The 13774-nt window shown below is 67.6% G+C and carries 10 protein-coding genes; 1 reads left to right on the top strand and 9 read right to left on the bottom strand.

Features of this window, described 5'->3' with window-relative positions:
- Positions 1-39: 39 nt before the first annotated feature.
- The 9 genes from WG921_RS09670 to WG921_RS09630 all read right to left on the bottom strand — a co-directional run bounded on the left by WG921_RS09670 (position 40) and on the right by WG921_RS09630 (position 10402).
- Positions 40-816, bottom strand: coding sequence for an SDR family NAD(P)-dependent oxidoreductase (locus WG921_RS09670; protein ID WP_340109023.1), 777 nt, complete (start codon positions 814-816; stop codon positions 40-42).
- A 55-nt stretch (positions 817-871) separates the two neighbouring features.
- Positions 872-1381 (bottom strand): TRAP transporter small permease, encoded by a 510-nt coding sequence (locus tag WG921_RS09665; RefSeq protein WP_340109022.1) that lies wholly within the window; start codon positions 1379-1381, stop codon positions 872-874.
- The gene (locus WG921_RS09660; protein WP_340109021.1) at positions 1381-2679 is read right to left on the bottom strand and encodes a TRAP transporter large permease; all 1299 of its coding nucleotides are present in this window, start codon (positions 2677-2679) and stop codon (positions 1381-1383) included. The genes WG921_RS09665 and WG921_RS09660 overlap by 1 nt, the downstream gene beginning before the upstream one ends.
- Positions 2680-2762: 83 nt before the next feature.
- Positions 2763-3776 (bottom strand): TRAP transporter substrate-binding protein, encoded by a 1014-nt coding sequence (locus WG921_RS09655; protein WP_340109020.1) that lies wholly within the window; start codon positions 3774-3776, stop codon positions 2763-2765.
- A 368-nt stretch (positions 3777-4144) separates the two neighbouring features.
- Positions 4145-5233 (bottom strand): DUF1513 domain-containing protein, encoded by a 1089-nt coding sequence (locus WG921_RS09650; RefSeq protein WP_340109019.1) that lies wholly within the window; start codon positions 5231-5233, stop codon positions 4145-4147.
- Positions 5234-5237: 4 nt separating this feature from the next.
- The gene (locus WG921_RS09645) at positions 5238-6260 is read right to left on the bottom strand and encodes an imelysin family protein (protein WP_340109018.1); all 1023 of its coding nucleotides are present in this window, start codon (positions 6258-6260) and stop codon (positions 5238-5240) included.
- Positions 6260-7774, bottom strand: coding sequence for a di-heme oxidoreductase family protein (locus WG921_RS09640; protein WP_340109017.1), 1515 nt, complete (start codon positions 7772-7774; stop codon positions 6260-6262). Before WG921_RS09640 ends, WG921_RS09645 begins: the two co-directional genes overlap by 1 nt.
- A 111-nt stretch (positions 7775-7885) precedes the next feature.
- Entirely contained in the window at positions 7886-9022 is a 1137-nt protein-coding gene (locus tag WG921_RS09635; RefSeq protein WP_340109016.1) for a hypothetical protein, read from the bottom strand.
- Between the two features lie 114 nt (positions 9023-9136).
- Positions 9137-10402, bottom strand: a complete 1266-nt coding sequence (locus tag WG921_RS09630; RefSeq protein ID WP_340109015.1) for an imelysin family protein — start codon at positions 10400-10402, stop codon at positions 9137-9139.
- Positions 10403-10909: 507 nt separating this feature from the next.
- Here WG921_RS09630 and WG921_RS09625 point away from each other — a divergent pair.
- Positions 10910-13603 (top strand): cation-translocating P-type ATPase, encoded by a 2694-nt coding sequence (locus WG921_RS09625; RefSeq protein ID WP_340109014.1) that lies wholly within the window; start codon positions 10910-10912, stop codon positions 13601-13603.
- Positions 13604-13774: the final 171 nt, after the last annotated feature.

Raw genomic sequence — 13774 nt, 5'->3', positions numbered from 1 at the left:
GGGCGTTCACGGAAACGTCTCTCAACGCGCGAGGCCGGCTCATTGGATGGGCCGCCCGCCGTCGATCATGAAATTGGCGGCGGTGACGTAGGAGGCCTCATCGGACGCGAGCCAGAGGATCGGCAACGCGATCTCGCGCGGATCCGCCCAGCGCCGCATCAGGCAATCGTCGACCGGCTCGGCCAGCGTCTCCTCCCGCGAAAGCCCTCGGGCTTCGCCGCGGCGGATATGGAACGGCGTCATCGTGTAGCCCGGACAGAGCGAATTGACCCTTACGCCATGCTCGACCTCCTCGAAGGCGAGCGTGCGGCTCATCGCGATGATGGCGGCCTTCGTCGCGTCGTACTGGCCCATACCCGCGCGGCCGCTCACGCCGTAGGTGGAGGAGATATTGACGATGCTGCCCTTGCCGGAGCGGCGGATTTCAGGAAGCGCGGCCTTGGCCATATACGCGTAGCTCAGAAGGTTGATGTCGATAATTCGCCGCCACGTCTCGGCCTTCGCCTCCGCCAGCGGCTCATAGGAGCGGATGCCCGCGACGTTGATCAGAATGTCGAGACCGCCGAACGCCTCCGTCGCCTCGGTCACGACGCGAATCGCTTCCTCTTCGGTTGAAAGATCGGCGGCGATCGCCAGCACCTCGGCGCCCGGGACATTGGCGCGGACATCGGCCGCCGCGGCCGCCAGCGCCTCCTCGTCCCGGTCCACGATCGCAACCCTGGCGCCCTCTTCGCAGAACACCTGACAGGTGGCGGCGCCGATGCCTCCGGCGCCGCCCGTGATGATCGCCTTTCGTCCGGCCAGTCTCTCGCTCATGTCGGTTCTCCGTATTTTCGGCGGGTTGATGATAAGCTGAATCGCGCGATGCGCATCAGCTCAGATTGTCGGTTACGGTTTCTTTTTCCAGGTCATGGCCAAGCGCGAAGCGCACCAGGGCCACGACGCTGTAGACGGTCATCAGCGCGCCCGCCGTCGGCACGGCCGCATACCAATAAGCCTTGTCCAGACGCAGAAACGGCGTCGTCTCTCCGGAATAGCGGACGAACTCCGCGCCCTTGACCGCCATCGCCAGCGCCAGGATCAGCATGAGCGCGCGGATGAGAAGATCGATCACGCGGCGCAAGGGGCGCGGCGCCGACTGGGCGACGACGGCGACCTTGTAGAGCCCGCCTTCGCGCCAGAGCGCCACAGCGCCCAGAAACGTCATCCAGGCGAAGAGCAGCTCGACGATTTCATCATAGCCGGCGAGCGTGATGAAGGGGATCGTCCGCGTCAGCACATTTGCGCCGAGAAGAAGAAACAGCGCCGCCAGACCGAGAATGACGCCCCATTTGCAGATCAGGAACACCAGCCGATCCAGCGATTTGAGAAGCGTCATCATCATCGCGCCACCGCGTAACCGAGCGCTTCAGGCAGCCAGAGCACGACGTCGGGCACGAAGGTGACGAGCATCAGCACGGCAAGGAGCGCGAGGACATAAGGCCACATCTCCCGCACCATGTCGCCAACCGGCACATCACTGACCGATGAGACCGCATAGAGGCAGAGGCCGACAGGCGGCGTGATCAGGCCGATCATCAGGTTGAGCACCATGATGATGCCGAAATGCACCGGATCGACGCCGATATGGAGCATGACCGGCAAGAGGATCGGGAACGCGATGATGATCACCGCGACCCCTTCGATGAACATGCCGAGCACGAGCAGGATCAGATTGACGATGACCAGGATCATCCACGGCTCGGATGACAGCGCGAAGAGCGACGCGATGACCGCGTTCGGTATCTGCTGCTGGATGAGCACCCAGCCGAAGGGCGCGGCGGCCGCGATGATGAACATCACCTGGACGGTTTGCCTCCCCGACAGCCAGAGGACCTCCGGCAGATCGGCCAGACGCAATTCCCGGTTCACGAAGATCCCGAGCACGAGCGCATAGGCCGTCGCGACCACCGCAGCCTCGGTCGGCGTGACGAAACCGCCCAGGATCCCGCCGACCACGAACACGGGCATCAAGGCGGCCGGCGCGGCGTCGAGAAGAATGCGCCGGGCTTCGGGGCCCTCGGGCTTGTTCTCCATGATGGGCAGATTCTTGCGGCGCGCGAGCAGCGCGATCACGATCATCAGCGAGACGCCCATGAGAACGCCCGGCACGACGCCGGCGATGAACAGCGCGCCGATGGAGACATTGGCGAGGCTGCCGTAGATGACCAGCGGGATAGACGGCGGAATGATCGGGCCGATCGTGGACGACACCGCGGTGATCGTCGCGGCGAAGCGGGGCGAATAGCCCGCCTCCCGCATCGCCTTCACTTCGACGATGCCGAGGCCGGCCGCATCCGCCACCGCGGATCCGGACATTCCGGAGAACATCATCGAGGCGATGACGTTGACATGTCCGAGACCGCCCCGGATGCGCCCGACGAACACCTGGGCGGCGGCGAAAATTCGCTCCGTCACCCCGCCGGTGTTCATCAGATTGCCCGCGAGAATGAAGAACGGGATCGCGAGCAAGGGGAACGAGGTCGTCCCGACATAAAGCCGCTGAATGAAAATGTAGAAAAGGTCCAGCCCGGCGACCCAGTACATCGTCGCGAGCGCGACGAATCCGAGAGCGACGGCGATCGGGGTTCCGACGAGGATGAGCAGGCACAGACTGACGAGTAGAACGGCGAGGAGCATCTGTCGGAAGCCCTGAAAGGGCGCCGGCCGTAACGGCCGGCGCGCGGCGGGAAAAGATGGGCCCTGAGCCCGAACGACGCCGATCAGGCGCGGGCGGCGTCGACGAACCCGGCCCAGGCCTCCCACACGTCTTCATCGATCGCCTGACGAAGCTGGGCGTAGGCCGGCTCCATGCGCTCGCGAAACGGCGCGACGTCGGGGCGCGTGATCTGGAGACCCGCCTTCTCCATCTGCGCGAGCTGATCCTCTTCGTCCGCCTGCACCGCCTGGCGGGTCTCGGTCCCGGCCATCATCGCCTCCTCGGAGATCACGGCGCGCTGATCGTCGCTCAGCGCCTCCCATTTGCGCGGGTTGGCCATCAGCATCGTCGTGGCGTAGATATGCTTGGTCAGCGCGATATGGTCCTGCACCTCGTAAAACTTGCCGGCGAACGTGGTCCCGATCGGGTTGTCCTGCCCGTCGACGGTCTTGTTGGCGAGGGCCAGATAGACCTCCTGGAAGGCGATGGTCTGGGTGTTGGCGCCCAGGGCCTCGAACGCCGCCTTGATCGCCAGCTCCGGCGGAACGCGGATCTTGAGCCCTTCGATGTCTTCCGGCGTCTCGACCGGCCGGCGGCTGTTGGAGAGCGCCCTGAACCCCCACTCGTAATTGGAGACCCAGGTGAAGCCCGCGTCCGCGAGCTGCCTGGAAAGCCAGGCGCGTCCTGTGTCGTCGAGCGTCTTGTGCGCGTGATCGTACCCGTCGAACTGGTAGGGAATATTGACGACGCCGATGGAGCTCGACAGCGCTTCGATATTCGCCGGGTTGAGGATCGTCAGGTCGATGGCGCCGGCGCGCGTCTGTTGCGCGACCTCGGTCGGCGCGCCGAGCATGTTGTTAGGAAAGAGCGTGATCGCCACTTCGCCGCCGGTCCGCTCCGCGATCCGTTCGATCATCCTCTCCGTCGTGAGATGGACAGGGTGCGAGGTGTCGGCCGGGTGGGCCAGACGCAACTGCGCCGCGGCCCGCGCTCGACCGGTTATCGCGAACACCGAGACGGCTGACGCGGCGCCGGCGGCTTTCAGAAAGCTCCGACGCGCCAATTTTGGTGAACTCATATCAGTCATCTCCTCCATGCTGGCGGGAGTCTGCGCTCACGTCGCCATTTGTTATCGCAACCGGTCGAACGGCGCTGCGCGCCGCCTCACCGTCATCTTGCATACACCAAAACCGTAGCCTCGGGGATCGTCGAACGTCAAGAAGCGCCACGCCGCCGCGAATTTCGTTTCATCGCCGCCACGGGGGAGAGAGACGCGCGCCCGCGCGGAGGCGCCACTCCGCCCAACGTATTGAGATAATTATGGTAAGAGCGATCGCCGGGATCCGTTGGGCGCATTTCCCTCATGGCGAGGCCATCGGGCGGGATCTCCGGGGCCTGCGGCCGCCACACCAAGTCGTGAGGAAAGCGCCGCGCGCGGCGCGCTGCTCAGAGCGCGATGAGATGATTGTCGAATTCGACCCCGCGCCGGGCCTCCTCCGCCATTTCGCCGCTCTCGCCGCGCCGCGCCCAGACCCCCTGCCCCGTCGTCGTCGCGAAGCCGGCGCCGAAGGGGGCGACGCCGCAGACATCCGCGGCGCGGAACATGCCCGAAGCGCGCCCCGACGCCGCGTCGAAGGTCATCACGGCGCCGCCGCGCGGGGATGTCGCCGCGACCGTCCTCGCATCGGCGGAAAGCGCGACGCTCCCGACATATCCCCGCATCGTCGCCCATTCCCGCGCGCCCGCCTTCGCCCAGTCGAGGCCGCCGCCGCGGCGATGAAATGCGAGAAGCGGCGGCGCCGCCGCCATGTCGCCCTGCCACTGCGCGCCGACCGCGACGAGATCCCCCGCCGCGGCCAGATGCCGGAGCGAGTTGAAGCGGAGCGCCTCCGGCGGCTCCACGATATCCAGAATCGCGCCGTCTTCGACGCCGATCCAGGCGAGGTTCGGGCGCATGTCCGGGAGGTTGAGCTTCGCGCGGCCGGTGTCGGGATGGGTGCGAAGCCCGCCATTGGCGACGATCAGCGCGCCGCCGCCGGCGGCGAGCCTCACATCGTGCGGGCCAATCCCGCCCGACGGGATCTCGCCAATGCGCCGATACCCGTCCGCCGCGTCCCAGAGCCCGATCCGCCCCTCGCCGCTCTCATAAGCGTTCTCGGTGGTGAACAACGTGCCTCCGTCGGCGGAAAAGGCGCCGTGCCCGTAAAAGTGCCGCCCTTCCGGCGCGCGCAGCCGCGCCAGCTCCGCCCCGGCCGCGCAGTCGAGCGCCATGGCGAAGTTTCCGGGCCGGCGCGCGAACGCGACCGCGACCGGATGGAAGGGATGGGCGGCGGCGGCATGGCCGCGCCCGGGAAGGGCGAGGCGAAACGCCTCCCCGCCCCGCCCGTCCAACCCGATCAGCGCATGGGTCTGATCGGCGAGGCGCGCGGAGGAGAGAAACCGGGCGCCGCCGAGCGCCGCCCACCCCGCGCGAGGCGCGAGCGCGAGGCCGCCAAGCGCCGCGAGCGCGGCGCGCCGGGTCGATCCTTCCGCCATCGCGTCAGTCTCCATCCAGGGAGTTGAAGCCGGCGAGAAGGCCGAGCGCGGGGCCGACCGTTCCGCTGACGGCGTTCCGGAGCGCGGCGACCGACGCCCTCAGGGCGTCGATCCGGCCCCACCCCTCGGGGGAGGAGACCGCCTCGGTCAGAGGCGCCGGCGCCGAAGCCGCCTTCTGCTCCGCATCGGCGAACGCGGCGCGGAGCATCTCGTTTTCCGCCGCGCTCAATTCGGGGGCGAAGGCGGACTCGTAAAGCGCGCTCAGCGCCGCCAGAGACAAACGGACATTCCGAAGCGGGCGGCCGGACCGCCAGGCCTCCGCCCGTTTCGGACGCGGCCGCTCGACGGTCCCGAGCGGCCGCTCGAGGCGAAGATCGAGCGTCGCCTGCAAGCCTTCGAGCATGGCGGTGAAAAACATCTGCGCCGGCTCCGACGCCGACAGATAGACGACATTGTCCGGCGCGCCGGCGCTTTCCATCAGCGCGGCCCGCCGCCCCGTCCAGCCATCGAGGATAGCGGTGGAGATCGCCTGCATGTCGCGCGCGACAGCCACCGCCAGCCGGCATCTGTACGCGGCCGATCCCATGGTGGAGATCTCCGGATCGAACAGGAGGAAATCCAGCGCGAAAAGCCCCTTACCCGCCACGGAAAGCTTCGAGAAGCCGGCCGGGTCGTCAACCAGCGGATCCTCCGCCGCAATCAACCGGCGCAGCGTCTTCGGCGTGAAGCCCTTCGTGTCGGGCCAGAACGCGAGGGAGAAGGCGCGCGCCTCCGCCTCCGCCGGGCCGAACCGGAGATGGCTGACGCCCATCCACGCGTCGAAGGCGGCATTGTAGGCCGCCTCGGTCCGATCCGGCGCGCAGGTCGCCGCCGCCTCGGTCAGCGCGCCGGTCGCGGCGACGAGCCGTTGGTAGCCGGGAACCGCGTGGCCCTCCACGGCGCGCTCCGTCAGCGCGGCGTAGTCCGGGTCGGCGGAGGCCGGCGCCGCGGCGAGGAGAGACAAGAGAGCGACGAACAGCCAGCGCATCAGAGCGACTCCAGAAAGCGGATCAGGGCGGCGCGGTCGGCTTTCGGCATCACCGTGACCGCGTCCCGCGCCGCCGCCGCCTCGCCGCCATGCCAGAGGATCGCTTCGAGAAGGCCGCGCGCCCGCCCGTCATGCAAGAAAAATTCATGCGCGTTCACGGTCTTCGTCAACCCGACGCCCCAGAGCGGCGGCGTGCGCCATTCACGGCCGTTCGCGCGGCCTTCGCTGAACCCGTCGGCCAGCCCCTCGCCCATGTCGTGAAGCAGGAGATCGCTATAGGGCCAGATCAGCTGAAAGCTCTGCTCATCCTGATCGATCAGCCGATCGGTGACGAATTTCGGCCGGTGGCAGGCGGCGCAGCCGGCCTCGTGGAAGATCCGCTTGCCGCGCAGGACCGTCGCATCGTCGACATCGCGACGCGCCGGGACGGCGAGATTTCGGCTGTAGAACACGACGAGATCCAGCGCCTCGTCGCCGACCTCAAGCCCGCCGTCGCGCGCGTCGCCGCCATCGCGCGCCGCGCGGCAGGCGGATTGCGCCTCCGTGCAGTCGCCCCAGCCATGAGGTCGGAGCGACGTCGAGATGCCGATATCGCTCGAGAAGGCCGCCGCGGCCTGGGCCCGCACCGAAGGGGCGCCCCCTTTCCAGCCGAACCGTCCAAGCGTGGGGGCGGCGCGCTCCTCGGACCAGACGATCTGCGCCTCGCCCGAGATCCCATCGCCGTCCGCATCGTCCGGGTCGGCGCCGGCGAGGATATCCGCCGCCGGAATCGCCTCCAGAAGCCCGAGCCCGATCATCGGCGGCGCGACGCGGGGCGAAAGCATCGTCTCCGGCCCGAGCGGGCCGAAGGCCGGGTCGCCGACCGCATATGCCGGGCGGCGTAGCCGCGCGGTCTCGCCCTCGGAAAGGGCGATGTCCACCTCTTCGTAAGAGACCTCGACGCGGCCTTCGGCCCTGTGGCCCTGGATCGCGAAATCCTGCAATTGCGCGCCATAGACCGGGTGCGGCGCGGTCGGCGCGTAGTCGAGATAGGCGGCGAGTTCGGCCTTCAGCGCGCTCCGCTCCGCCGGAACCGCGAGCTTGAACAGGAACGAGACCGCGTTGTCCGCGCCCGGCGGCGGCGGGTGGCCCCGCCCGTCCTTCAGATGGCAGCGCTGACACGAGCGGGCGTTGAAGAGCGGCCCGAGCCCGTCGGAAGCGAGCGTCGACGACGGCGCGGAGACCCAGATCTTGCGAAAGATTCCGTTGCCGACCTTGAAATCCAGCTCCCGCGCGAAGGAGAGCGACGCCGAGGAATGCGAGAACGCGTCGCGGGTCACGCGCTTCATCGAGGTCGCGGCGCCGCCGGGCCGCGCCTCGAACGGTTCAGCCACGGAGAAATCGGTCGGCGGCGCCGTCACGGCCTCGACCCGCGCCTGCTCCGCCGCGGTGCGTGGAATGATCTTCAGGTCGGCGCTGACGCTGCTTGCGACGAACGCCGCCGAGATGCCGGCGCCAAGCAGAAGGCGTTTCATCGGCGAACCTCGCTTCATTGACAATAGTCGATCAATAGACTCGCCTATTCGGAGAGGCGAGCCCCGGATCCGCCAGCCGGCGCGCCCCGGCGAATATGACGCACCGAACCATCAGAAGCCGAATTCGTAGACGAAAAGCGCGCCGACGGTATGGTTGTCGTCTCCCCCTTCGCGGCCATAGCGATAGCCGGCGCCGATGGAGACCCCGTCCGCGATCTCATATTCCGCGGACACCGTGGCGAGATGGTCGGTCGGCGCATGCTCGATCTTCCGCAGCGAATAGACGCCCGAAACCGTGACCGGCCCCAACGGCGCGGCGAGCCCGAGCGTGGCGTAGATCGCGCGGTCGCGCGTCCCGTCGAAATCCGGGAACACCGCGACCTCGCTCAGGAGATCGACGCCCATCTCGCCGAGCGGCGCCTGAACGCCGGCGACAAGGCCGTATTCGTCCGCCGCGTCGCCGACGCCCTTCGCCTGCCGCCGGAACGCGATGGTGTAGTCGACGCCCTCGGTCTCCCCAGCCAGCGAGACGACGACGCTCTCCGGCGCGGACGTGTTCGAAACCCCGCCGTCGCTCTTGTTCAACTCGCCGCGATCATGGACCAGGCTTCCCGAGAGAAAGGTCCGGTCCGCGGCGAAGACCGCGACGCTGAACACGGCCTCGCCGCCGGCGAGCGCGAAGGGCGCCTCGAACGCCGCGCCGAGCCGCTCGGTCAACTCGTAATCCTCGGCGAAATCGGCCCCGTAGAGCCCGGGCGCGGCGTCCCACGCGGCGCCGAACGCGGGGTCGTATTTGCCGGCGAGCGCGGTCAGAAACCCGAAATCATGGCGGAGATACAGTTCCTCCGCGTAAAGGCCCTGATCTTCGAACACCCGGTCGTCATTCGGCCCGGGGTCGCGGATCGGCTCGAAGACCAGGGTCGCGTTGAGGCTGGTCTCAGCGGAGATCTCCAGCGCGAGCGCCGCCTCGGTCGTGTTGTAGAGGTCGTTGATCTCGCCGGTCGGATCGTCGCTGTCAAAAGTGTAATCGTTCTGGAGCTCGATGGCGACGCCGCCGGTCAGACGCGGATAGACCGGGGCCCGCGCCTCCCGCGCGGTCTCCGCTTCGGCCCGCGCCAGAGCGCCGGGCTCGGACGCGCCGGGGGCGACCTCCTGAGCCACCGCGGCCGCCGTCGGCGGAACGAGAAGCGAGAGCAGCGCGCCAAGCGCCAGGGCGGGCCGGCGCGCGCCGGAAAGCATGGAAGTCATGTCGCATTGTCCTTGTCTGGCGTCGTCTGGCTCGCGACCTGGCTGCGACGGGATGAGCGCCGCGCGGGCTGGCGCCGCACGGCGATTGACTGGATGGCCGGAACTGGTCCGGGGTTACTGGAAGACCGCGTCTGGGGCGTCGAGGCTGTCCGATCCCTCGAACGCGATCGGGCTGAGGTTCAACGCGCCCACCGCGCGCTCGATCCCCCGCGTCTGCGCGATCAGGGCGTCGACCGCGCGCATGATCAGCGCCTCGCCCTCGGCGTCGCCCGGGGCCAGCATCTGATCATAAGCCTTGCCGGCCTCCGCCACAGTCTTGATCGCGGAGAGCGCGGCCATGGTCCGGTCGAGATCGAGGCGCAGCGCCGCATCGACGTCGGGCGCCGCCTCGGCGACGAGATCGGAGACCGACGGCCCGGAAACGATCCGCCCATCGATCCGGACATACGCGCCGGTGTAGACGTTCCGTATCCCGAGCCCGTCATAAAAATGGCTGTTGTGGGTGTTGTCGGAAAAGCAGTCATGCTCCTCTTCAGGGTCGTTCAGCATCAGGCCGAGGCGCATCCGCTCCCCCGCCTGTTCGCCGTAGGAGAGACTGCCCATCCCGGTGAGGATCGCGGCCACGCCCGCGTCGACGTCGGCCGAGACCTCGGCCCGCGCCTCGCCGCCCTCGGCCCAGGCGGCGGTCATCCATTCGAGGTCGGAAATCAGCAGCTCCGTCGCCGCCTTCAGATAGGCGCCGCGGCGGGCGCAATTGTCGTTCGTGCAGGCGTCGCCAATGGCGTAATCGGTCCAGGGGCGCTCCCCGGCGCCGGGTCCGGTTCCGTTCAGGTCCTGCCCCCAGAGCAGAAACTCGATGGCGTGATAGCCGGTCGCCACGTTGGCCTCGATCTCGTCCGCCTCGTGCAGGGTCTCCGAGAGGAGCTCGGGGGTGATCTCGGCCGCGTCGATGGTCCGGCCTGAAAGCGTCAGCGTCGGGCTGGCGATGACATTGAGCGCGGCGGCCGGGTTCTCGTCCGTCGCGCCGCCATAGCTGGCGTCCACATAGTCGATCAGCCCTTCGTCCAGCGGCCACGCGTTGACCTTGCCTTCCCAGGCGTCGACGATCGGATTTCCGAACCGAAACGCCTCGGTCTGCTGATACGGGACCCGCGCGGCGAGCCACGCCGCCTTCGCCGCCGCCAGGGTCTCGGCCGAGGGCGCGCCGAGAAGCGCATCCACCGCCGCGCCAAGCCGGCGCGCGGTGATCAGGCTGTCTTCATAGCCGGCGTGCCCGATATCGGCGTAGGTGGCGATCACGTCCGCCTTGTCGGCGCCTGCGGCCATCGCCGCGCCGCCAAGGGTGAATGACGCCGCAAACGCGAGCGTGATGGTCTTCATTGGATCTGATCTCCCTGCTGTCGCCTGAGTCCGATCGGGCCGAGATGACTCGCCCTTTCGCGGCGCCGTTTATAACTGACTGAATGAATCAGGAAAGGAAAAAACTAAAACAGTCAGGATTGTCCCAGGTCGATTTTCCGTCCGTTATCCCGCTCCCCACCACCCCGCTCCGCCGGAGGGAGGCGACTTTCCTCCCCCCTCGAACCGTCGTGATCGGCGCGGGCGGTGCGGGCCATCGTACGGCCGAACGGAGAGTTCCGGCGTCGGATCGGGATCGAGACCGGGTGCGGACGGCGGGCGGTTGAGCCCCCGGGTCGGCCCGTCGCTCCGAGCAGCCTTGACTTCGCGCCCCGCACGGGCCGGGATCTCCATGCTTGGAGGGCGCCGCCGGACCTCTTATCAGGGTCGGGACACCATCAGGAATGAACGCCGGACCGCAACCCTGCGCGGCCGGGCGTTGGCTGGCCGAAAAATCGCATGACACGCCAAATTCATACGAAAGCTCTCATGGAAGATCTGAACCAGACGCCCGTATTCGCCAAGCCGGCCGAAATTGTGGCGCGCGAGCTGGCCGTGGACCCGGAACATGGACTGGATGACGACGAGATCGCCAAACGGCGAAACCGCCACGGCCCGAACCATCTGCGCGCCCGCGCCAGGCAAAGCGTCCTGGTCATTCTGGCGCATCAGTTCAAAGGCGTGATCGTCTGGCTTCTGGCTCTGGCGGCGGGGTTGTCCTTCTACTTCCATGACATCGCCGAAGGCGTCGCAATCATTGTCGTTCTGGCGATCAACGCCGCGATCGGGTTTGTCACGGAGCTTCGCGCCGCACGCTCGATGGAGGCGCTGTTAAACATCGCCACAGTCACGACCCGCGTCCGGCGCGGGGGAAAGACGCTGCATGTCGATGCGCATGATCTGGTGCCAGGCGACATCGTGCTGATGGACGCGGGGGATATGGTCACCGCAGATCTACGGCTTGTCCAGGCGTCGAACCTGCGATGCGACGAATCCATGCTGACCGGGGAATCCACGCCCGTCGACAAGCAGACCGACCAGGTCTCGCCGGACGCCCTGATCGGAGATCGGGCCTGCATGGCCTTCAAGGGCGCGGCGATCACCCAAGGGTCGGGACTAGGGATCGTGACCGCCACCGGAATGGAGACCGAACTCGGCCATATCAGCCATCTGGTGCAAACCGCCGAGCCCTCGGTCTCGCCGCTGGAAAAGCGTCTTGACCGGCTGGGGCGCCGGTTGGTCTGGCTGACATTGGCGCTCGCCGTATTGGTGATCGGAGCGGGGGTGCTGCGGGGCCATGAGTTGGCGGCGATGATCCAGATCGGGGTGGCGCTGGCCGTTGCGGCGGTTCCAGAAGGATTGCCGGTGGTCGCCACGCTGTGTCTCGCGCGCGGCATGTGGCGCATGGCAGCGCGCAATGCGATCATTTCAAACCTGTCGTCGGTCGAAACTCTGGGCGCGACCACCGCGATCCTGACCGACAAGACCGGCACCCTGACCGAAAACCGCATGACCGTGGCGCGCTACCTTGTCTCCGACCAGGAGGTGGATCTGGATCGGCAAGGCGAAGCTCTCCAATTCAAAAGCGGCGGGAGCACGATCGATCCGGGACAGGACGCGCGCCTTCGCGCATTGCTGAAGATCGGGGCGCTTTGCAACGGCGCGTCGATGGGACGGGAGGATGAGCCCCCGTCAGGCGATCCGATGGAACTGGCGCTGCTGCGCGTCGCAGGCCGTGCGGGACTGGGGCGCGAAACGCTGCTGACCGAATGCGAAAGCGTCCGCGAATACGCCTTTGACCAGGACGCCAAGATGATGGCGAGCGTGCACCGGGACGGCGACGGCTTCCTCTATGCGATCAAGGGCGCCCCGGAGGCGGTGCTCGACGTGTGCGCCCATGTTTTGGGGCCGGACGGCGTTCAGGACATGGACGCCGCGACGCGCGCGGACTGGCTGAGCCGCAGCGGGGCCGCGGCCGGCGAAGGCTTGCGCCTGCTGGCGCTGGCGATGAAGCGCGCGGAGCGCGGCGACGTGGCCCCTTACGAGGGTTTGACGCTTGTCGGAATGGTCTGCCTGCGCGATCCCCTGCGCGACGATGTCGCCGGAGCCATCGCCGCCGCCCGCGCCGCAGGCGTGCGCGTGGTGATGATGACGGGCGATCATCCCGACACCGCCGCCGCCATCGCGGCCCAGGCCGGATTGGGCGCCGATGACAGGCCCCTCGCGGTGATTGAAGGGAATGACCTGACCGATCTTGATCCTGAAACGGCCGATGAAGCGCTGCGCGACCGCATCCTCGCCGCCGACGTCTTCGCGCGCGTCGCTCCCGCCACCAAGCTGAACCTCGCGACGCTGTATCAGAACAGCGGCCACATCGTGGCGATGACCGGCGACGGCGTGAACGACGCCCCGGCGCTGAAAAAGGCAGATATCGGCATCGCGATGGGTCAACGCGGCACCGAAGTCGCGCGTGAAGCGGCGCGTATGGTGCTGAAAGACGATTCCTTCGGCACGATCATCGCCGCCATGCGGCAGGGCCGCGTGATTTTCGACAATATCCGGAAATTTGTCGTCTATCTGATGTCGTGCAATGTCAGCGAGGTGCTGATCGTCGGTCTGGCCGTCGGCGCGGGGCTTCCGATGCCCTTGCTGCCGCTGCAAATCCTGTTCCTGAACCTTGTGACGGATGTTTTTCCCGCCTTCGCCCTCGGCTTTGGCGCGGGAGATGAAGCCGTCATGCGCCAACGGCCACGCGACCCAGCCGAGTCGATCATCAATCGCAGCCGCTGGATCGCCATCGGCGTGCTCGGAGGAGCGATCACCGCGACGACGCTTCTCGCATTCTGGCTGGCGCTCCACTGGTTGATGCTGGACGCCGGAGCAGCCGTCACGGTCGCCTTCCTGACGCTGGCGTTGGCGCAGCTCTGGAATGTGTTCAACGTGCGGATGCCTGGCGGGCGGGTTCTCGTCAACGAGGTGACGCGCAATCCCTGGGTCTGGGGGGCCATCGCGCTGTGTCTCGGCCTGATCGCGGCGGCGCTTTGGGCGCCGGGTCTATCCGACATCCTGAAACTGCCGGACCCTGGCGGCGCAGGGTTGCTTTTGGCCGCGGGCGCAAGCCTTGGCCCGCTGGTGATCGGGCAGATCTTTCTTGTCCTGATGTCGAAACGGCAAGGACATTGATCGGCCGGAGCCGCCGGCGACCGGCAAACGCGCCAGCGGCGGGATGATCTCGCCGCGGCGCGCCCGGGTCATCGACCTGCACGTTCGCAACCAGACGCGGAACAAGGCGAGTGGGGCGGATGCGAGGAACCGGTCGTCGCGTTTACCGCGCCCGCGGCCATCGCCCCGCGC

This window comes from Paludibacillus litoralis (assembly GCF_037646705.1).
Classification (GTDB): Bacteria; Pseudomonadota; Alphaproteobacteria; order Rhodobacterales; family Rhodobacteraceae; genus Pikeienuella; species Pikeienuella litoralis.
This window is presented reverse-complemented; position numbering and strand designations above follow the sequence as displayed.